The following is a 21,447-nucleotide window of genomic DNA, read 5'->3' on the forward strand; positions in this document are numbered from 1 at the left end:
TTTGGAAAATATAAATGAGTTTCGAGCAAAAACTCGTCGGATAGAATTATTTGATAAATTTAAGGCGTAGGTTTGCCAGTGCTTGTGCCTTGTGCCTTGTGCCTAAAATAATAATGCATTTTATTTCACCTGTCAAGTAATTATTTGTTTTATTTAGATTTTTATAATTATTCGCTTATTTAATAAGCATGTTTTCCTATAGTGATAAAAGTATAACCATTAAAAAAATAGTTGGCTAGTTTTTTAGCGAATTTTTTGTAAAGAAATGTAAAGATGAAAACAATTCAGCCTTAGATAGGAATAAATTTTCAATAAAAATATAAAGTTATATTTATGGCCATTTAGCTTTTTGTGGAATTATTAATATTGGTGATAACGTTTGAGTTAGTAAATTTTTATGCTTTCTTCCACTTTAATCATTTATCCATAATATTCTCCTCGTCCCAAATTGGACAGAAGTTGCCTTCAAAATATAAATAAAAATCATAAGAGAAAATACTAAAGTCAAAAATTTGAGTGTCAAATTCAAACAACAAACAGCAAATTATTCGTTATCTGATGCTCGTCTCTCTATCAGCAAACTTACTAACACCTAGGCAGGATAAATTAACAAAAAACTTAAAGACATTGAGTCTGCATCATAATGCAAAGGACATAAAATACTCAATAATACATGGGTAACTGATACAACTTATATTAAAACAGATAAAGATGGTTATATTTGCCCATAATTATCGATTTATATAGACAAACAGTAATGACTAGTCAAACTAGTTATCACATATGTTATGTTTTTAGCAAAATTATATTATACAAAATTTTATGCCTTTCAATTGAAAGAAGCACCTACTTTATTTTCTTTAACTTAATGTAATAATGCGATTATTCCTACAATTAGCTAAATAAAGTGAATAATCGCAACCAATTACCACTAGTGATTTATGGACTTATTATTAATTTTTTGTGTTATGAATGTAGTAAAAAATTTCATCACTTTTAAAATAAGAAGAATAAAAAAATAAATGACGAAAGGGAATACAAATATATAACTCCACATAATAACAAAAACAAAGAAATCAGTTAGAAAATAATCTGTATCAATAAATAAATAGACAGCATTATCAAAATCTTCCTTAGTTAAATAATTGATACGGAATAAAAATGTACCCAGTCCTAGAATCGATATAATGGCAAATACAAATAATAAAAATTTAATAATTAACGATTTAAATGAAGTTGATTTATTATCTTTAGGACCAAATAGGATCATTTTCGCTGATTTAATAAACATGGTAATAAAAAAAAATAAATAGCAAATTGATGCCAATATCATCACCATACCAGCACTACCAGCTTGTTCACAATTATCAGCTCGCATACAAAATATGTAAAATAACAAAAATACCCCATAACTAATTAATAACTCTTTAATCAATTTCCTATCTTTTACATAATCTTTAATTGTTTCAATCATTCCCTACACCATCTTCTAATTAAATAAACCTATATCAACCTAAGCAGAACTAATGCTAATAATAATTTTATCTTAAATTTAATAAGCTGAAGAATAATGCATTATGATCTGTTTAATTTCAATTATTATTTAATATAAATTTTTTATTGTTATTTTGACAAATTTACTAATTTGGAAACAAATTTTAGATGTTAATTGATATATTGATTTAGAATTATGGTCCTTGCTGAACTTAGACCAACGACCAATTGGTTAAGAGTGACACGTATTATTTTAATTTATTATAAATTAATAAAAGAAGATGTTAGCTAATTCGATTACTGTATACTTATTCACTATTTTTTAGTTTACTTTACATTATTTACAGCACAAATATGTCACAACAACATAAGTTTCCTGTTTTTTGGAAACACCCTAAAACCAAAATCCAAGTCGCTGAAGCTCACCTAAATGAAAAATCATTTAATAACCTATTTCATAACCAAGGTGTGTCAATTACTTGGCGTCAGTACATCAGGTTATTATGTCTGGCTAAAATACCGCATTAAATCAGTAAAATTCTAGTATATCAAAAAGCAGTATTGGCACCATAAGGCTAGTTTGAGTAAGCAGAGTCGCCTCATGATGCCAGAGATATAGACTATCAAGTTTCATATTAGCCATGTTTTGCAACAATTTAGATTACGAAGTCAACCATGACATAAATACCAGCATCCATAATAATATCGTTCCCAATACGTTAGATTGACAATTTAACCTTATAAGCCTAATGCAATATAAATAACTGATATCGCTTATATTAAAATAAGTGAAGGTTGGTTATATTTGTTGGTGATTATCGATTCATACGGACAAAAATTGATTACTAGGCAAGCTAAGTTTAATTGTTAACAAGTGTAAACCAGTATCATGCCAATAATCACTTAAGCTTAAGGGATTGATGGTATATTCGCTATATAAACCCTTAATTTACTAAAAATAGCCAAACAAAGAAATCAACAAAATCAATAAGTTTTCTGTCTGATTTTTATCACTATTAGTTTAAAAAACGAGCCACCTATAAATCTACCATAACATACTAAATATCTTTAAAAAACTGAGTAATATCTTCTTTTTTACACTTGACGTAATTGATAACATTGGCATAATTGCACAATCAACACTTTATCTGGATCTATCCATGAAATATAAAATAATCAACCTTAGTATTTTCTTTTTAGCTTCGATTAGTGCTTTACCCTCTGCTCAAGCCAACGAAATAATTTGCCCAAGCTCAATAACAATTAAATCTGCTCATTTAGATATAGATAATCTACCTGACGATTGGATGGTTTCTGAAAAGAAAGATGCGTTATTATTGCTTGATGGCTTTGGCGTCTATTCTGACAACCCCGCTAAAAAAATCCAGCAAAAACCAGATGCTGGTATCATTGATGGCAAAGAACATCAAACAACCTGGAGCGTAAACACCACTTACGACCAAGGAGGTAGTTGGGTCAGTTGTGATTACAATTATGGTGAAGTAAATCTAATAAAAAAAATCGCTACAACCATGAAAAGTTGCTGGGAAATTGATTCGATGGATCAATTCGATCGATTACACATCACGCTTAAGTGTAGTACTAGTGAATTGCAAGAAGTTAAATAGGTTTTGAATTTTATTGAACTGTATAATTTCGACCCCAGCAGGAATCATTAAAACGAAATAACATATTGATTAATTTTATTTTATTTTAATAAAAAATAAAAATACCGTATGAAATACCGTTGATTTTTTTGTTGTTTTTATAAAGCAAAACCCTCTATATCGTGAAATAATAGAGGGCTTAGATTGGAACTTAGACGCATTAATTATACGCAATTATATTAATCAAAACAATCAATATAAAATACCCAAAAAATTCTAACTTCGCTAATCATGATAACAATAAACTACACACTACCAATTTACATACGCATGACGCCCGAAGACTTCGAAAATGAAATTACGGGCGAATGCTACATTATCAACAACGAAGAAGATCACAATTACGTGTTCTATCAAACAGCAAAAACGCTATACGATATCGCCGATTTTGTGATGCTACATGACGCTGTTGAGTATTGTAAGTTGAAGATTGATAGTGTGTTTTGTTATCGATAGTTACCCGAACCGAACAATCTAACAGCGAAATATTTTACATATCTTCGCCAAAAACTAACATTCAGTTCAGTGTTAGCTTGCAGATAAATATCATCTGCAATTTTTCGAGTAAATAGTGCTTTCCCGTACATGTAATCGTGCAATATTGCCGCTTTTAACGCTTTATTGAATTTCGGAAATATGAATTTAGCATACTTTGTTGAATCACCATCGCTAACAAATCCTTTTTTTACAATGATTTCAACTTGTTCTCCGTTAATTATCGGGCGTGCAATTATCGGTTTTAAAAGGCGGATTTTTTCACCACCTTTTAAAAAAGCGCAATGAATTTCGTCAAATTCATCAAATATCATCTGATACCTCACGAATAACAATTGGGTTTAAAGTGCTCGGTATCGGCTTTTCATTTTCAATCACATCAACAACGGGCATTTCTAATCGAACATCAATCCATCTACCATCGGTTATGTCAATCGGTTTTCCTGCAACAATTTGACAGCTTTCAAAGTCAAATTTTTTAGTATACGTTTTAACTGTGATGATATTGTTTTCATCAACTGAGTATTCAGCAAAGAATTTTTTATTGCCGTTTGCATCTTCGGGTAAAGTGATGTACCAGCCCTCTTTTGCAAAGCCTGAGCTGCCGTGAATTTCATAATGCCCGACATCAATACGTGTAGCTGTCACGCCGTCAGCCAAATCGTTAACTAAAGCACAACCTGATTTTTTAAAACCGCCAACTTCTTCAATGTTATCATTTGCAAATAGTCTTAATATTGGAGATGCTTTTTTCAGAAAACCATTACTGTCTACAGTTGAGTTTGCTGTTGTAATTGCTTCATACCAGTTTTCTTTGCCTCTTGATGTAGAACATCGATAGAAAATTTTAGGGGTTTTACTGTTTACAACTGAGAGCATTTCAATACCCCAAGTTGCTGAACTAGTCGGTAGCGGCAACAACGACGCAGATGATCTGCCTCCATTAAACGGCAAATCAGCTATGTCATCTGTTGTTGTGTAATAAAACGCAGTTGGTAATTTTTCATTTAAATCTGAAACACGCACACCAACATTTGAACCGAGACCGTAATCGCCTGTTTTCAATGCTGATTTGCCATTAATTGCAACATCGTCAACATTTTCAAAACGCCAAGTATTACCGTTGCTTACGTATCGCAGTTTGTTTGTCCACGTGTTTGATTCAGAATTGTAGTATGCGTATATAAAACTATCACCCGAAGGGCGTAAAACAAGCTCATTTCCGTTTTCATGCAAAAATTTTATTCCGTACGATGTCGGTGAAAATCTCAATTGCCCAGTTATTTCGTCGCCTGATTTTTTTACAAGTTTAGATGTATCAATTGTTGATGCCCATTTTTTTGCGTCATCTGCTGATTTTTTTGCTGCATTGCGAGCGTTAACAACTTGTTGCAACACTTCTGGCGTAATTTCACTTTCAGCGGGATTCAGTAAAAAATCATTTAATGTACCGTCTTTTGAATCTGAAAATACCTGAATAGTACCGAGTTTTTTTGGTGGAAATCCGTTTATAATTAGTTTTACTTCATAGTCACATGGCAAAACGTTCATCATGTAACTACCGTTGCTTGCCACTTGAAATACTTGTGTTTGTGTTAGTACTTTGCTTGTTGTTTTTTTTGCGTATAACTCGATTGTGCAGTTATTAATAATATTACCTGCGCCGTCTGTTAATACCCCTGAAATTTTTGCCATAATTTTCTCCAGATGATAAAAAACCGCTACATGAGCGGTTGTTATTTTTTCAATGTCATTATTGTGATGGAATTCGGTATGCCAGATACTTTATATTTATCTGGCGTTTGCGTGCTAACAACAAGAGTTTCGTGGGCGGGTATTGATCTTAAAAACATCTCGCTGACAACTGGGTTAAGAGCCGTCGTTTCTAATCTGTACCTCGCGGGGAATGGGTGCGAAATATTTCTAATAGTAATATCCAGTCTGCCAAAATCCCAATAATCTGGTTTTATCCCATCACCACCACCACCGCCTCCGTGTCTGATTGCAACCAATGTTACCGGCAGTATAACTAATTCTCGTTCGAATGGCTCAGGCGCTATAGTGACAGAGCCATTTTTTTTACACGTGTGCATTTTTACAATATCACCGACAATTTGCATTGCTGTCAACTTACCGTCAATCCGGCAATTTTCATTAATCACAACATTATTTAATTGCCCAGAATTCGCATAAATATTGCCTGAGATATTAGCTCGTCTAGCATTTAGCGTACCATCCTCCCATAGTTCAAATGCTGGGGGATTACCTGCGCTGATAACATTACCGGCAACCATCCTGCCACCCATAATTAACGGTGCTTTGATTTCAGTGCCAGCAATTAATCTATCACCTCGCATTGTGCCAGTAGCGATTAAATCACCGTCCAAAAACATAGCAGGTTCAACCCAATAAGCACCGTTATACATTCTTGCTTCTGAATGTGCTACTTTACCTGCACCGTCTAATGAGTAGATAATTAATGTGGTATCGCGAGCAGGATAAAACCCAAATTCACGATAAAACATTTGAGTAGCATCATCATTGTTAGTCGGGAATTTACCGTCGTGAGTTTGAATTCTAAATAACCCTCCTGCGCCATTTTCTGCAATTAATGTCCGAGTGTTAGCAATGAACATCTCTGAGCGACCAACTACGTTAACCGCATTCACGCCGTACCAGTATTCAGTATCTGGCTGGCAATCAACATCAGTTAACGTCATCGCTCGACCAAGATAATTACGCTTCGCTTCAACTTCGGCTTTGGTCGTGCCTTTGTAGAATTCAAATTGTGTGCCTAGACTGGATACAGACGTCATAACAGGGCGTATAGCTACATTAAAACTACTTGGCGTGAGTACCAAGCCTGATGGTTTAGACGGTGGCAGAATAGAAAACGCAATCGTGGTTTCATCGCCCAATCGTCCGTCTTCTGCTACTCCTCGCACGGTCGCATTGAATTTACCTTGTTGTAGGTCCGATAGATAATACTCAGTATCATTAACCGTTTCTCTGCTAATCAATTTATCATCACGATAGATTTTTACCTCAAATTTCAAGTTTTGAATTGTTCTCGGTGTAGACCATGATAAGCGAGCTTGATATAAATCAGATTCGGGGATAATCTCGGCTTGCAGTTGTTCAACGGGCGGAATTGACCAGCCAAAAATAGTACCGCTTTCCGCTTCGAATTTAGCGCCGTTATCAACAATTTCTTCTTTCTTTGGTTCATGTTGCAACGCAGTGATTGAATAAGTACCGTCACTATTTTCAGCGATTGTTATAGCCTTAAATAGCCTTGGTTTGATTTTATTGTCATATAGACCCCAAACGGAATACTCATCAACACTAACACTATTCTCCAAAACAATTTGATTTGGTTTCACTTGCGCTTGAATTTTGACTTTTTGTAGCTGCATATTTGTATCAGTCACACTTAAATACGCACTTTTCATGTTCTTAATGTCAATATCACGGTCTAACGTAATTGTGCTACCATTAGTTTCTAAAATTCGTCCGCCAATAGTTGTACCTGCAAAATCGTTATCAGCAATACCGATAATATCGCCGGGTAAATGACGAATGCCTTCCCTGCCCACGCTGAATGTAACGGTTTGTGTTTCCAATTTTTCAGTTTGAATTAGCCATTTACCAACTCTATGCGCCTGTCCTCTCGACGTACAACCGAACGCATCAATTTGCGCAACATTCAGCCCAAATCGTTTGATTAGCTCATCATCAGCAACATATTCAGTTGTTGTTTCCCAATTGTTATTAGGGTCAATATAACGCACATGCACAGCCGTATGCCGTGATTTTTGCGCTGCTGATGTGTAGTTGAACTGCCCCTCTACCACGTTTGCATTTGAATAAATAGCAACTGGGTCGCTCGGTCTGTCCATTACTGCCGTGTATTGTGTCCCATCCCAAATCGGCATAGCTCGGAATATCGAGCATAAATCATGAATAACATCATACGCTTGGCGTTGCTCGGTAATGTAACAGTTGCATGTAAATCTTGGTTCTTTGCCGCCGAAACCGTCATCGACTAACTGGTCGCAATATTGAGCGATAGTGTATAAAGCAAATTTATCAACACCAAATTGACCAATACGATTACCCATACCGTAACGTGCATTAGTCAAAATATCGTAAAATATCCACGCAGGATTATTGGTCCAAGCAAGCTTGAAATTTCCTGACCAAAAGCCTTTATACTCCCGTGTGTTTGGGTTGTAGTTATCAGGCACTTTAACTATCATCCCTTTAATAAGATAATTACGGCGAGGCACACCACTAAACTGCGATGAATCAAACTTCAAGCCAACAACTGCGGTATTCGGGTATGAAAATTTAGTATCGTAAATTTCAGTGTACGAACTCCATAGCGTATTATTGACTAATAATGATGATGTGCTGTCTGGCGTTCTGCGAACTACACGAATGTTAAACGGTTTCGGAGGTAAATCATCTAAAATAACAGAAGTTAGATACTGTGAGCGTGTTTTTTTATCGATTAAATCTACCTTTTTTACCGTTTTCCATATACTGCCCACACCGATTTGAATTTCCATTGATACTGAGGTTCGGTTGATATTACCCTTGTTGTCCGTTGAGCTTAACGACTGCACCCCGACCGTAATCCGCACTCTGTCAATGTTTGGGTCAGTAATAGTGCGCACAATCGGCGTTGTTGCTTTAACCTCCAAATTAACAGGCACTTCGTTTTCGGTTGCAGGAAATCCCTCAAGCGGTGATTGCGCTTGAATGCCTGCCGTCCATTCAACATTGACGCCGTTAAAATTGTATGAACCGTCGGGGGCTTGGATTGGCGTATCATTTAAAAATATGCTTTGTAGACCGTTTGCTGGACCCTCAATTTGCCCTTCGCATAGTAAATCAATAATACTAAGCTGTTGGTGTGACTTGAGGTTATCCTGCGCTTCCTTTGGCGTTTTTGCTTTTCCTGAACCTTTACCCATTTTTCTTCCCCTTTATGATTTCCGCCCACGGGATTGGCGTTGTTGGTTTTTTATCTGTATTCGTTGCGTCGTCTAATGTTTCAAGCCCTTGTGAAAGCACTTTAGAGCCGATTTTTGTTAATCCGTAGCAAAGCGGTACAGGCGCACCTTGTGCTATCGTGTTGTCCAGATTAGAAAAATAGGTGTTTTTATTAGTGCCGCCGTCTGCTGATTTGTCGGTTTTGGGTAATTTGGTTAACATCATGGCCACACCGCCAATCATTAAACCCAAGCCTGCAGCCATTAACGGATACCCCATTGGCGTCCAGTAAAAAATAGCACCGACAACAAACATCACCGCACCAGCGATAAAGCTGAATGCTCCACCTTTTGCGCCCTCTGTTTTGGGTACAATATGAATAACGGCATTTTGTGGGATTCGGCTGTGTAGACCAAACTGTAAATTGTCCTCGTTCATATCTACACCGTTAATCCTTACCCGAAAATAGCCGTCCATAATCCGCTTTTTCAAGCCTTTAATTTGACAATACAAGCCATTCAATGCTTCTGCTGCTGTATCAACGCTCATATTGAACTTATCGCCATATTGTTTAAGACTGCCGTAAAGCCTGACAATTGCCATTGTTTATGCCTCCAAATTGAATGTGTGTATTTAAGCCAAAACCCGTCGTATAAATCTCTTTTCGATAAGCGGTTTGGGCAGTGATGTAAGATAAATTGATTGCCGATATAGACAGCTGCATGGTTGGGGGTTGTAGAGCCAAGACAAACTAAAACAATGTCGCCTTCTTGAACGTCTTCAACTTGTTCAAACTCATTTTTAGGTAACAAATCTAAATAGAGATTTTGCCCGTTGTGCCACCAATCATCTTGCCTTTCGTAATTCGGTAAATCGATACCTGCTAACATGTATGCGTCACGCACCAGTGTTAAGCAATCAGTCTCACCGTGATTAAATTCACGACCCAGTAACGGTTTGATATTCCTGAATTTGTGAATTTTGTTATCACAAACTAGCCACCAATCCACCCCAGTTTGTTGTTGGTAAGCTTGGTCTGCTTGGCTGAGTATCGGTAAACCGTCGGGGTGAGAGTGAACAATTGCAGTTATTTCGCCCTGTTGTTCGGCTCTAATCCAGTCATCTGACGAAATTTCGAATGTTTCGGTTGGTGTGTGTGAGATATTGTTGCATGGCAGATAAGTTTTATTATCAATAACAAATCCGCAGCACTCAGCCTCACCGCAAGAAATTGCATGATTAAGTATTTGTGTTTTCATAATTAATTAAGAGAGTTTAGCGGCAGTTGGAAAACCACCAAAGGGAAGAATACCGTGTTGGCCAAAGCGAAGTTTACAGCCATTTAGACAACGACTACATTTATCTTTTGTGATGTCGTTTGTCGGTTTATCAAATTCATCAGCTACAGGTCCACCCGTGTAACCACATTCAGATGAACGATATATCCAGCTACAGGTATTAGCGACAATAACACGAGCAGGAATTAAGGCACCATCTGATTCGCATGGTAACGCTAATTCAAACGTAACTACCATTGAATTTTGTTGTTTTACCTGCTCAATCACATAATTTGAAATGATTTCGCAAAACGGATCGGCATATTGATTGCCGTTCTCGAAATTCACCGCATCCAGATATTTAACTGGTACTTCGTGACGGGTGACAACTGCGCCAAGTAAACCATCAAAATCAGCAATTAAGCCAGTAATAAAGCCCATGGCATTACTAACGCTCATGGTTGGACGGTTACTAGTTCCCTTCCCGTTTTTTTGAAAACCATCAACTTTAATAGGATATGGCTCGTAAATATTACCTTGCCATGTAATCGGACGCCTTAGCTCATTTAATCCATTATGAAAGCGAAATATCGTTTTGTTACCCGCGATTTTAGTTAAATCGACTTCATACAAATCAAGAATCGCATCTTGAGCTATTTTTGTAATGTCGAGTAGCATTTTTTTGGGGATCATGCGACTACCTCCTCAAATGTTGCGGAAATTGTTTTAGCTGCGCCGTTGGGCGTTGATGTCCAAGAACGACAAACAACTTTGATTGTTTTGTGAGTATTAGGCTCTCTCCATAAAAAAGCTTTAACAGCATTGTGTCGGCTAAGAAAATCATCAATCAAGCCGATATATTCTGATAACCCAACAAATGTTACGTTGTATGAGCGCAAGTCGTTGTTAATACCGTCCCGAATGCGTTGCTCATAGCCATCACCAAACTTAATTACCTTTACTTTCGGTGATACTGAAATCGTGGAGCTGTTTTGAGGTCTCCAGTGAAATGTTTCCATAGTTTTCTCCAGATGATTAAACTAATTTATTTGTGTTTTTACTTGTATTTTTACTTGCTGTTTGTGTATATGTGTGTATAATTATTTTCAGGTTAGGAGGTAAACATGAAATCAACTGACCTGATAAAAGAACTTACCAGTGCAGGGTGTATTCTGAAACGAGTTAGAGGTAGTCATCATATGTTTTACTCACCAATAACTAATAAAACGTTTCCAGTTCCTCACCCAAAATCGGATTTACCGATTGGCACAGTAAGATCAATCAAAAAATCGGCGGGGCTTTTATAGCCCGCCAACTTTTGGAGGTATTATGTTTTTTACTCTTGGCATTGAAACACCGAACGATAGCAATACAGCTTACGGCATTGTCGTACCTGCATTATGTAATGAAAAATATAGTTGTTATTCTGCCGCAGACAGAGAAAGCGATATTCCAGCAATGGCGACAGAAGCTATTTTGTTAACTGTTCAAGATATGATTGAATCAGGCGATTATGATGTCAAAGATATTCACAACGATCATGTTTCGTATAAAAATAACGATGAGTATGCTCATTGCGATACGTGGGTAATTATTGATGTTGATTTGTCATCATTTGTTGGTAAACAAAAAAGAATTAATATCACATTGCCCGATATTCTTATCGATAGAATAGATAACGCAGTTAAAGCACCGAATTCTTTTTATAAAGATCGGAGTAATTTTTTGGCTGAAGCTGCTATTAATGAATTGGCGGCACAAAATAGAGTGCGTTAATTATTTTGGTTATTAAGCGCCATCTTCACAATAAAGACAACTGCTAATAAAAAACCCGCCGAAGCGGGTTATTAGTTAATTGCTACTGATTTAATAATTCATTTATCCGACTACGAAACTGATCATGAGTTCTTTTTGACTGGTCAACATCCAAAAGAGTTATCTCTGTATTATTAATATCATAATCGGCTTTATTTCTCATTAGTCTTTCTTGCTTAAGAATATATGATAATGATTTTAATTTATTAGAATCAAATGGTTCATTTTTATGCTGTGACGGGGTTCCTAAATATTCAATAAGAGCCGAATGGTGAGATATTGAAACCTTAGGATTGTATTTTAGTATTGCTGATATTTTATGGTACATTCCATAATATCCACGAGAAATAAAATTGCGATAATTTATTTCTCGCTCATTACTGAGAAAATCAGTAGCTGAATTTAAAAAGTCATCGCCCGATACACTCATAATTCAACCCTTTTAGATGGTCTAAATACAGCAGTTAATTTACAAGAGTCCAACTCAGGAGTTTCTGATACTCTATCCGCTAATTCGAAATTCATATCAACTAATATATCAACACTATCCGTAGCTATACCAAAAACAGAGTGCCCTCCAGCCACAGTTTCTAACTCTAGAGAATCACAAACTTGATTATATTTTTTAAGAATACTTGAACAAATATCTACTAATAAAGCAATTTGAGCATCAGAGCAATTTGTCATCTTCCTTACCTCTAAAATCTGCATTTGGCGCACATAAAATGCATTAATAAAAAACCCATCGCATTTTATCTCAACAGCTTTTTTACAGATAAATTCAGCCATATTGGAATCCAAATATATAGAAACAACATTAAGAAGATGTTTTAATAATGCTGGAGTATTCAAATATTCTCTATAATCAAATAAAACCTGTTTCTGTTTTTTAAATAAAGAACAATGATTTAATAGTACAGCATAATTAGATAAAATATCCAAATCAAAAGCACATGATAATGCGCTTTCAAAGTGCAGTTCCATTAGAGCATCGTTTTTTTGAACACCATATAACAACCCCAACGTATTATTTCTTTGAATATAATCAGGTATTGATTTAGCATCTCTTTCATACATTTTAAATTCAAACTCACTTAATTCCTTATTACTATAAAGATAAGACGTTAATTTAGTTTGTATATCAAATGCTTTTGTTGCTGGCTTTGCTTTCATGGTTTTATATTTATTATTAACCTATAATTAGCTTATATTAGTAAATAAATATTTTTGCAGTATAGTTAACAAAGCTAACTTAGTAAAGAAAATTTATACTAATCACAAAAATTAATAGGTGCTATATATTTGATTGTTACACGCCGCTCGTAACCCAAATTTGGGTTACCTTACAAATCAATATGTTAGCTTTAAGTCGTCTTCTTGTAATTTTCTGAGGTCGTTGATGCGAGTACCTCCGTCAACTTGACCGAGCAGGTTGTTTTGAAGCAAAATATATGCTTGAGTCATATTTTTCTAGTTTTTTGTCTTCTTCTACAAAATAGCTTTCAATTGTGCTTAACATTTCGTTAATACAAACATAATCTTCACGAACAAGAATATTTTCTATTTCAATGCCGTTAGAAAATAGAATTTTAGTTTTACATGGATGGTCTGTTTTTAATTCTTCAATTTTTAAAATATTATTTGTGTTAAGCGTGACTTTTCTGTCGCCAGGCAATGTTACTTCTATAAATTTACTCATTTTATATCTCCTTTCTTGTTAAAAAATCAAAATGGCTCATGGTTATCAACTTCTTTTATCGTTATACCAAAATTGTCTAAACCACTCCAGTAATAATCAATCATTTTTATCCCTTGTTTTTCGTCAACCCTTTAAATGATAGAAATCGCACGCTAAAAGCGCGATATGGAATTAAAGAATGGATAGGTCTTAAAAAAGGGCATGACGCCCTTAATTTAAAAATATAATAACAGTGATTCTAAACCGCTCACCCAACAATAAAAACATTAATAAAATCAATGTTATTTCTGAGTGATTTTGGTATAATCAGGTTTAATTTAAATAATCAATATCAGCAGCAAAATTTATTATTTTTGATTTTGAGCCGATATCTATTTCACTGCGAATAAAATTAAGTGATAAACCGATATTTACTTGAATTTTATTTAATGCAGATGAAAGGTTATAGTGCAAAGCTGGGCTATTTTTATTTAGAAAATCAGCAAGTGAATCATTATATAAATCGAATACCCTATAATAATATTCTTGTATTGTTGCTAAGTAATTGTACTGACGCTTTAGATTATCAATGTTAATCGATTTAAAGTTTCTCATGCTTACACCGCCAAGCCACTTAATAGCCTCATCAAATTTGCTAGCAGGTAAATCTTGGTAGCGTGGTATCTTAAATTGCTGATGAAATTTTGAATAAACAGCCTGATGTTTTTCGCCTGTTCGATAAACTCGCTCGTTGACAGCCTGTTGGATTTGCTGTTGTTGTTCGGCATTAATCGTTAATGAGTAACTGCCAGTCTTGCGGATTGTTGGTAACACTTCATCAAATACCCAATTTTGAAAATCTACAGCTTCTTTTTTATTACTTCTAAAAATTACACGATATAAATTTGGTTCATTAATGAAAGTTACCTCTCTATTTTGCCCTCCTGACCTGATATACATTTTATGTATACCAGCTTCTGACATATTGAAACGACTAGCGTTAGCATTTTTTATATTCAAGATTTTGATAACATCGGTAAGACAAAATAAAGGCTCATTATTCAATAATTGAATGCGAACTTGTGTTTGGTGAAAATTAAAAATTGATAAGTTTGACATGCTATATCCTCGTAATTGCCCCCTTTTTAGAGGGCTTATAATTTGTTGTTAATTGGTTAAGCGATTTCTTTATTAATAAGATGATTTTTGATTACATCTATTGCTTTTTCGTTATATCTAAATGATTCAACTTGTTTATCAGAAGAACGTGACTTATCGAGTACGAAAATTCCGTAGTCTTCTGTTTTTAAGTTGAGCTTATTAGCTATACGACCAATTTTGTTCGAAGATACGCCGAGTAAATTCCCAACCTCACTAGCTGAAAATGTTTTATTTTCAAGCTTGGGAAGCGGAATGACATTTTTACCAGCAATTGGATTAATTGTATCTGCATAGATAGCTTGCTTAGACTGTTCGCTCAAATGTGGCAGATTGCTAAACATCTTATCTAATGCTCTGACTGATAATTCTATTGCTTTGGCTTGTCGATACTCTGGCAAGTAAGATTTAAAAGGTTTTTGAATGTTTTTCAATTCACCTTTTTTATAGTCTAAAAATACTTGATTTACCATTAACTGAAATTTTGGACTGATCCAACCTGCGTAAGAAATAGCCAAAAGTTCGTGGGCGAAAGTACCTTGATTCAATCCCCCTTTTATGGATTGAACAACCGATACCGAGATCTCGGCATCGCTCAATTGTTGTTCAAGTTCCAATATAAGCTCTTGAGTGCCTTGCAATGATAGCCAGTAGCTAGGATTGTTTTTCTTTTCCCCTCCACTAGCTTTATGTAGCGCATTAAGATTATATCGACCTTCTTTATCAGTTGTGATAGAGATTCCAGCTATTACTGGACAATTTGAATTAATTGTGTTAGTGTTTCTCATGTTGTTAGTTCCTTTTCTAGTGGGATTAATTATTGAGACCTCAGGTGTTGGCGCACTTGGGGTTTTTGCTTTTCTAGATGTTTGCATTTTTTACCTCTCTTTGTTTAATTTTCTTTTCTTTATGTTCTGCTAAAGCTTCAACTATCACAAAGTTTAGCGATCGTCGGCTACATTCAGCCTCTTTCTCGTACCATTCCCTTAAATCATCAGGCATTCTTGTTGGGAACGGTTTAATTTTGCTTACTTCATGAATCAAAATGATCCTCCTTTTTTGTGTTTACATTTATTTTACACGCTTATTTTGGATCACAATGATTCAGTTGTCAATACTTCTTATAAAAACTATATTATTGCAATGAGTCAAAAGGAATCACACTATGAACACAATAAAACCTTTTCCAACGAGATTGCCGTCAGATTTGAGAAGTTATTTAGAGGACAAAGCGAATACAAATAAAAGAAGTTTGAATAATGAGTTAGTTGATCGGCTTGAGGTCACAAAAATTATTGAAACGATAACCCATTCAGATTTACGTGAAATCATAAATGACATATTAAAACTTGATGGCTATAAAAATGAGCTTGAGTCTACTAGAAGTGAACTTATTAAATTAAAAGATTCATACGATGCATTAAAGAACGAATTAGCAAAAGCATTTTCTCTTTCTGGTGACACAAATGAAGATATTGTTAGAATGAAAATGGAGCGAGCTTTGAATCATATAACTTCTGGAGTAGAAGAACTTAGAACCATTTTTCCTCAAAAAAATAACCAATAAAAAACCCTCTTAGAGGGTTTGAATTGCTTTGGTGGTCAATAACAAATTAACTAAATTTAAATATATTTTTAGTAATTGCAACTAATATTATGCCAACGGCTTATTGTTCTAGAATCTTCTGTATTGATTACTCTTAATAATTTATTGTCTTTTAAGAAAGCCCAATATAATTTTCTTCCCGTATAACCTCCAAATGAATTTTTAGCATTTACATATAAGCAGACTGAATATCCAGTAATAACATTCTTGTATTCAAACATGAAATCTTTCTGTGGCTTAGAAATATCAGAATATTTCGCAGAATCAGGATCTTTTAATACTTCTCGAAAATACGATTTTATCTTAGGTAAAAAATTTACTGGTTTGCTGCCATATTTTGCATTTTTGAAATCAACAGATAAATCAAGAGTGCAATTATTCCATTGAAAAATAGCATTATCTGTTTTAGACGCAATTGCATAATTTGTTCTATCATTTGCAAGAACATATACGTACCTTGAGTCCTCTGCAATAGATAAATTATCTACAAATTTAGTAAATTTAGGTGATTTATACTCGTCTTTAATATAATCGTGAGCAACAAATCTATCATTAGCCACCCAAACTGTTCCATCCCCCATATGTTTTAGATTGTTTTTTGTTTTGTCACCCTTTGCATATTTACAATCATAGAAATCATCAGCAAAAACAAAAAATGGGAACAGCAATAAACAAAATAAGATCTTTTTCATACCATCTCCTTAATAATTTCGGTAATGGTATGAAATTTTAGACATCAAATCAACGACGATTTAGTAGCCCTCCTGGTCTTTGCTCTTTCATAATCTGCGCACGGATAGCTTGCTCAATGTTTTTAGCTAGTTGCTGTCCGTCTTGTTCTGACATGCCACCGCCACCATCAATGTTAATCGGCATATTAATATTAAGGTTGATATTTGAACCACCTTTACCATTAGATGTAATTTGGCGATTGCTGAGTACTCGCCCATTTTCGCCCGGTATTAAGTATTGTTTACCGCCTGCTACCAAGATTTCAGGCTTTCCGCCCTCACCAACCCTATACATTGAGCCAGCGTCTACTGGACCACCGTTTTTACGTGCACCTGCTATACCCAACGCTTTCATTGAGCCAATAGCTGTTGCGTACGATGTTGCGCCTGTAGTTGCTGCTGCGCCCTGCGTGGCAATAGATGCATACATGGCAGCAGGTTGATATGCTGCTGCTAATAACGTAGCTTCGGATACTTGCGCTGCCGTTGTTGCTGCTGATGTCGTTTTTGCTACAATTGCGTTCTTGACGTATTGCATACCCATCTGAACTAATGATCCGATAGCTTCATTCAAAATCACATTAGCAAAGTTTTGCATTGCTTGTGTCGCCGTCATTGTGCCAGACATCAGCCCAGATATTGTACTTGTTGCGCTACTTGCTAATCCCTCAAGTGATGACGCTAAAAACTCGTTAGCATCACTCTGATTTCTCCATATTTCCCACTGCGCATTGATACGATTTTGCTCAAACTGATGATTAGCTGCTTCACGTAAAGCTATTGCGTTTTCTTCTGTAATCAATTTTTGATTTTCGAATTCTTGAATCAAAGCAAGTTTTCTAGCGTTTTCATTGGCTAACGCTTGTACAGGGTCTACTTGTGCTACAGCGTCATCAACTTTGGATACGACTGCATCAGACTTGATTTTAGCCATGTTTATCTGATGTTGTCGCTCAAGCTGTTCAAGCTTAGTGTTGTATTCAACTTGTTTAATTTCGCCAAGCTCGTGTAGTTTATCTAGCGATTCTTTCGATTTTTTGAATGAATCTTTTTCAATATCAATAGGGCTTTGTAAAGTGCCTAATGCTTTATACGCTTGCGATGTTTCGATTAGCTTTCTAAGCTCTTCTGTTTGTTTTGCTGTAACCTTGCTACCCATTTTTTGAGTGATAGCAAGCAATTCCGCCTCAACAGTCATGCCTTTAGCTTCTAATTTAGCAACTTCTAGCTGATTTTTAAGATTTTTTATTTCTTCCGCATAAGTTCTTGTTGTACCTTTTCCTTTCTTTTTGCTAGCGTTTAACTTTTCGTTTTCATCATAAATTTTGCCAAGCGTGTCAAATAGCGGTTGTAACACTTTTCTGACTTCTTCCGATACTTCTGACCATTTTTTTGTTTTATCGATTAATCCTCGAATTGTTGTTTTATACTGTTCGCCAACATCGCCTAGTTCATTTAAAGCATTTTCATAGATGTAAGCTTCTTTTTTTGCTCCCTTAGTTTTCATTTGAACTATTTCAAGCTGAGTTGATAGAGATTTTACTTTATCGTCAACTTTGTTTTTACCGAGTTTTTCTAATGCTTCGTCAAAGCTGTCAGTACTTTTAATTGCTTCATTTGTTTTTTCGATCACACCAGATTCGATATCACTACGTGCTTTTTCTGCTTTTGCTAAATTTTCTTGAGATTTTTTTAGTTTATCACTTGCTTCTAGATATTTATTCTGAGCTTCATTCAATCCCTCTTGAGATGTGAGCATGCTGCTAAAATAACCGCTCATCCGTCGTTGATATTGTTCATACTCAGCTTTTAAAACTCGAACAACAAAAGCTTGCTGCTCAATGCTTTCTTTTGTTTTATCAATATCAACTTTTAATCTTGATAGCTCAAGCTTTTTTTGTTCGTCATTTAAAGATTTATATTTTTCTCGTAACTGATCAACTTTATCGCCGAGTTCCAATGATTTTTGCTTAGCTTCATCAATTTTACTTGACCACATTGATAGCGCACCAGCCGCGAGGAACAACATACCAGCAGGACCGCCTAACAAAGCCATAGCTGACCTTAGACCATTGGCAGCAAAAGATGTTGCTTTCATTGCTACATCAAGTCTTGCTTGCGCTGCTGTCTGCTGATTTGTAGCAGCAGTCAAGGCGTCAGTGTTAGCTTTTAACTGTTTTCTAATTGCGTTTCTAGTTTTTTCTGTTTGTGCTAGTTTTAGCTGTGCTGATAATGATTGTTGCACAGCTCTCAAGTGAACAATCTCAGCTTGAGCTTGCTGTAGTGCTGCTTGTGCTGCCGCTTTTTCAGCTTGAGCAAGTTTTATATCATTAATCACTTTCTCTGCACTCTGCTTAGTCGCATTAGCTAGTGATGTGATGTATTTTCCTGCATAAATAGCGGCAAGTGCACCGACACCGGTCATCAATATATCGACATGCTGAGACATTAGAATCAACGAATCAACTAAAACTTTGGTTGCGCCCGTTGAGTTATTAAGCTCGCCAAGGTACTTTTTAAGATTGTTGGTAACACGGTTAATACCATCGGTTACTGTGTTGCGCATGTTATCAGCAAGCGCCGCAGTTTCTTCTTGCGCAGCTATCATTGCATCAGTAAAGTCTGACATAGATAACTTGCCATCAGAAGCCATTTGTCTAACTTCTGCCTCAGTTTTCTTTAACTGCTTTCCGAGGGTTTTAAGAACGCTTGGCATTGCATTAAAAACAGACATCGCATCAATACCAGCAAGCTTACCTTTCATTTGTGCTTTAGTTAAAGCATTGATAGCTGATTCCGCACCGATTGCGCTTGTTTTATTGATGGTCATCAAGTTAGATAGTGTATCAATATAAGATATCGTGCCTTGCGTGCTATAACCTAGCTCGCTCATAGAGTTAGAGAGACGAATATATAACTCTGAAGATTCTTCAATTGTACGACCGTTTCGGTCAGAAGTAGCTAGGAGCTGGTCTAAAATGTCTTTAGTTTGTGATGCTGTAGCGCCAGTGTTTTGAATGCGGTCTTCTAGCTCGTTCCAGCTTTGAGCATAAGAAATAATTTGGCTAGAGACTAAAGTAGCAGATACAGCTTTAGCAATCTGTGTTAGCTTGCTCATTGACGCCGCTGTTCGTTCAAACCCCTCCTGCGCTCTTTTGTTAAAACTAGATACTTGTTTATCGGCTGTTAATAAAGCCCCTGTTTTAGCATCAATTGTGTAATATATACTTCCTGCTTCAAATGACATAAAAACCTCTTATAGAAATTTAGGTAATAAAAAACCGCACAAGGCGGTTATTCTGTTAGCTGCGTCTTCATAATGAAGATGAAGGCTTTATCAATTGAAAGCCAGACAAGGTTGCATAGCTTTTTCAACTTCATTAATAGCATCAACAAGTAAGTCTCGTTTCTTTTTATAGCTACCCAAAATGCTACCAGCTAAACTTGCGTCTGATTTTTCCAAATCCAACTGAGTTGTTAATTTTGAATATATTTGAGCTAAATCCCATGATTTATTATTCAAATACTCTTTGGTTTTAAAAAAGGCTTCAACAAGAACACACTTAAATTCAACAACTTTTTCTGTATTTCTCATTAAAGTCATTAAAAAGGTTGCTTGCTGCTCATTTAATAATGCAATTCTTTTTAACTGAACACCTCCGTTGGTCTCAAAGGGTCGCATTTCAAATTGCACCCTTCCGAATCTATTGAAGTGATGTATATGTGTTCTGATTAATTGGATAATTGCTCTGTGATTTCCATTTGTGCCATCTGCTATATGTAAAGTAGTTGTCAAAGGTTTTTCATTTTCAATTATCACTATTTCTTCTGATTTTATTAAATTTTGCATATTTTCCTCATGCCATTCAAAAATAAACAGCCACTTAGGCATAAAAGTTCGTAGTAGCTGAAATGGGTGTAAAAAAACCACCCGAAGGTGGTTGTGTAGTTAACTTCAACGTAATCAATTCAAAATGCTTCCTCTTTGTTTTGCTGAAAGTTTGATCTACCACCATTTGGCAACTGCATTGCCGTTAAAAATTATTTTTTCTTTTTTCATTTTGTTTTACCTATATTTAATTTAATCCAACAACCGAGTCCGCATAAGACATAGCTGAGTCATAGTCATCTTGTGAGATGATATCTTTATCGTTATTAGGGAATTTTGCTTCCATAGCCTCTTGAAATGCTGTCATTGACATGTTCCAAGCGTCAACCTCGCTTATACCAAGATGAGCTACAGCCATGTAAACAAACTTTCTTGCGTGAAATTCATCGCTGTAATCTGTATCTTCTCTAGTTTTTTTAGGCGGAACATCACCTATTAAGCCGTGTTTTAATAAATGCTGAGATAAGATTAATTTATCTTCAACAGGTATCACCGCTTCGACATTAACTAGTTTATCCTCGCCTTTAATATAACCAGTAATAACAGAACAATCCGTTGTACAACACGCTTCAAGTATTTTGTCAGCGCATTCTATGACAGATGTGAAATCGTCATTATTCATTTCGCCAAAAATGATAG

The 21,447-nt window shown here is 35.5% G+C and carries 23 protein-coding genes and 1 pseudogene; 6 read left to right on the top strand and 18 right to left on the bottom strand.

Annotated features, from left to right (window positions below):
* Positions 1-931: 931 nt before the first annotated feature.
* A complete protein-coding gene (locus tag ACGH6S_RS10165; protein WP_411578815.1) occupies positions 932-1,474 on the bottom strand; it encodes a hypothetical protein in 543 nt (180 codons plus the stop codon).
* Positions 1,475-1,848: 374 nt separating this feature from the next.
* Between ACGH6S_RS10165 and ACGH6S_RS10170 the strand changes: the two genes are divergently transcribed.
* The 3 genes from ACGH6S_RS10170 (at position 1,849) to ACGH6S_RS10180 (ending at position 3,617) form a co-directional block, all read left to right on the top strand.
* Positions 1,849-2,022, top strand: a complete 174-nt coding sequence (locus ACGH6S_RS10170) for a hypothetical protein (protein ID WP_296318052.1) — start codon at positions 1,849-1,851, stop codon at positions 2,020-2,022.
* Positions 2,023-2,654: 632 nt separating this feature from the next.
* A complete protein-coding gene (locus ACGH6S_RS10175) occupies positions 2,655-3,122 on the top strand; it encodes an STY0301 family protein (protein ID WP_065610104.1) in 468 nt (155 codons plus the stop codon).
* A 270-nt stretch (positions 3,123-3,392) separates the two neighbouring features.
* Entirely contained in the window at positions 3,393-3,617 is a 225-nt protein-coding gene (locus ACGH6S_RS10180; protein ID WP_411578816.1) for a hypothetical protein, read from the top strand.
* Here the strand turns inward: ACGH6S_RS10180 and ACGH6S_RS10185 are convergent.
* The 7 genes and pseudogenes from ACGH6S_RS10185 to ACGH6S_RS10215 all read right to left on the bottom strand — a co-directional run bounded on the left by ACGH6S_RS10185 (position 3,608) and on the right by ACGH6S_RS10215 (position 10,950).
* Positions 3,608-3,970, bottom strand: coding sequence for a DUF1353 domain-containing protein (locus ACGH6S_RS10185; protein ID WP_411578817.1), 363 nt, complete (start codon positions 3,968-3,970; stop codon positions 3,608-3,610). The genes ACGH6S_RS10180 and ACGH6S_RS10185 overlap by 10 nt on opposite strands.
* Positions 3,960-5,351: a prophage tail fiber N-terminal domain-containing protein gene (locus tag ACGH6S_RS10190; protein ID WP_411578818.1), complete on the bottom strand. Its 1,392-nt coding sequence runs from the start codon at positions 5,349-5,351 to the stop codon at positions 3,960-3,962. The genes ACGH6S_RS10185 and ACGH6S_RS10190 overlap by 11 nt, the downstream gene beginning before the upstream one ends.
* Positions 5,352-5,392: 41 nt before the next feature.
* Positions 5,393-7,636: pseudogene (locus ACGH6S_RS10195) on the bottom strand (phage tail tip protein); the annotation flags it as partial.
* A 991-nt stretch (positions 7,637-8,627) separates the two neighbouring features.
* Positions 8,628-9,257, bottom strand: coding sequence for a tail assembly protein (locus ACGH6S_RS10200; RefSeq protein WP_411578819.1), 630 nt, complete (start codon positions 9,255-9,257; stop codon positions 8,628-8,630).
* Positions 9,200-9,913, bottom strand: coding sequence for a C40 family peptidase (locus tag ACGH6S_RS10205; RefSeq protein WP_411578820.1), 714 nt, complete (start codon positions 9,911-9,913; stop codon positions 9,200-9,202). Before ACGH6S_RS10205 ends, ACGH6S_RS10200 begins: the two co-directional genes overlap by 58 nt.
* A 6-nt stretch (positions 9,914-9,919) precedes the next feature.
* A complete protein-coding gene (locus ACGH6S_RS10210; protein WP_411578821.1) occupies positions 9,920-10,624 on the bottom strand; it encodes a phage minor tail protein L in 705 nt (234 codons plus the stop codon).
* Positions 10,621-10,950 (bottom strand): phage tail protein, encoded by a 330-nt coding sequence (locus ACGH6S_RS10215; RefSeq protein WP_411578822.1) that lies wholly within the window; start codon positions 10,948-10,950, stop codon positions 10,621-10,623. The genes ACGH6S_RS10210 and ACGH6S_RS10215 overlap by 4 nt, the downstream gene beginning before the upstream one ends.
* Positions 10,951-11,055: 105 nt before the next feature.
* Here ACGH6S_RS10215 and ACGH6S_RS10220 point away from each other — a divergent pair, with 105 nt between their 5' ends.
* On the top strand, positions 11,056-11,238 hold the full coding sequence (locus tag ACGH6S_RS10220; RefSeq protein WP_085165801.1) for a type II toxin-antitoxin system HicA family toxin: 183 nt from the start codon (positions 11,056-11,058) through the stop codon (positions 11,236-11,238).
* Between the two features lie 22 nt (positions 11,239-11,260).
* Complete coding sequence (locus ACGH6S_RS10225; protein ID WP_411578823.1) at positions 11,261-11,707, top strand: type II toxin-antitoxin system HicB family antitoxin; 447 nt, start codon at positions 11,261-11,263, stop codon at positions 11,705-11,707.
* Between the two features lie 82 nt (positions 11,708-11,789).
* On the opposite strand, the gene ACGH6S_RS10230 is transcribed toward ACGH6S_RS10225, so the two are convergent.
* The 6 genes from ACGH6S_RS10230 to ACGH6S_RS10255 form a co-directional block, all read right to left on the bottom strand.
* A complete protein-coding gene (locus tag ACGH6S_RS10230; RefSeq protein ID WP_411578824.1) occupies positions 11,790-12,176 on the bottom strand; it encodes a hypothetical protein in 387 nt (128 codons plus the stop codon).
* Positions 12,173-12,919: a hypothetical protein gene (locus ACGH6S_RS10235; RefSeq protein ID WP_411578825.1), complete on the bottom strand. Its 747-nt coding sequence runs from the start codon at positions 12,917-12,919 to the stop codon at positions 12,173-12,175. Before ACGH6S_RS10235 ends, ACGH6S_RS10230 begins: the two co-directional genes overlap by 4 nt.
* 241 nt (positions 12,920-13,160) lie before the next feature.
* Positions 13,161-13,445 carry a hypothetical protein gene (locus ACGH6S_RS10240; protein WP_296300678.1) on the bottom strand — a complete coding sequence of 95 codons (285 nt, stop codon included), beginning with the start codon at positions 13,443-13,445 and terminating at the stop codon, positions 13,161-13,163.
* 312 nt (positions 13,446-13,757) lie between these two features.
* Positions 13,758-14,543 (bottom strand): Bro-N domain-containing protein, encoded by a 786-nt coding sequence (locus ACGH6S_RS10245; RefSeq protein WP_411578826.1) that lies wholly within the window; start codon positions 14,541-14,543, stop codon positions 13,758-13,760.
* Between the two features lie 56 nt (positions 14,544-14,599).
* Positions 14,600-15,457: a KilA-N domain-containing protein gene (locus ACGH6S_RS10250; RefSeq protein WP_411578827.1), complete on the bottom strand. Its 858-nt coding sequence runs from the start codon at positions 15,455-15,457 to the stop codon at positions 14,600-14,602.
* A complete protein-coding gene (locus ACGH6S_RS10255) occupies positions 15,444-15,626 on the bottom strand; it encodes a hypothetical protein (RefSeq protein ID WP_110447396.1) in 183 nt (60 codons plus the stop codon). Before ACGH6S_RS10255 ends, ACGH6S_RS10250 begins: the two co-directional genes overlap by 14 nt.
* A 121-nt stretch (positions 15,627-15,747) precedes the next feature.
* On the opposite strand from ACGH6S_RS10255, the gene ACGH6S_RS10260 reads away from it, so the two are divergent.
* Entirely contained in the window at positions 15,748-16,149 is a 402-nt protein-coding gene (locus ACGH6S_RS10260) for an Arc family DNA-binding protein (RefSeq protein WP_160432436.1), read from the top strand.
* Between the two features lie 68 nt (positions 16,150-16,217).
* On the opposite strand, the gene ACGH6S_RS10265 is transcribed toward ACGH6S_RS10260, so the two are convergent.
* The 4 genes from ACGH6S_RS10265 to ACGH6S_RS10280 all read right to left on the bottom strand — a co-directional run.
* Positions 16,218-16,880 (bottom strand): hypothetical protein, encoded by a 663-nt coding sequence (locus tag ACGH6S_RS10265; RefSeq protein WP_411578828.1) that lies wholly within the window; start codon positions 16,878-16,880, stop codon positions 16,218-16,220.
* Positions 16,881-16,929: 49 nt separating this feature from the next.
* Complete coding sequence (locus ACGH6S_RS10270) at positions 16,930-20,166, bottom strand: tape measure protein (RefSeq protein ID WP_411578829.1); 3,237 nt, start codon at positions 20,164-20,166, stop codon at positions 16,930-16,932.
* Between the two features lie 90 nt (positions 20,167-20,256).
* Positions 20,257-20,811, bottom strand: coding sequence for a Rha family transcriptional regulator (locus tag ACGH6S_RS10275; protein ID WP_411578830.1), 555 nt, complete (start codon positions 20,809-20,811; stop codon positions 20,257-20,259).
* A 184-nt stretch (positions 20,812-20,995) separates the two neighbouring features.
* A partial coding sequence (locus ACGH6S_RS10280; RefSeq protein ID WP_411578831.1) for a DUF6246 family protein occupies positions 20,996-21,447 on the bottom strand: 452 nt, incomplete at its 5' end.

This window comes from Gilliamella sp. BG3, from assembly GCF_046635605.1.
Classification (GTDB): Bacteria; Pseudomonadota; Gammaproteobacteria; order Enterobacterales; family Orbaceae; genus Gilliamella; species Gilliamella bombi.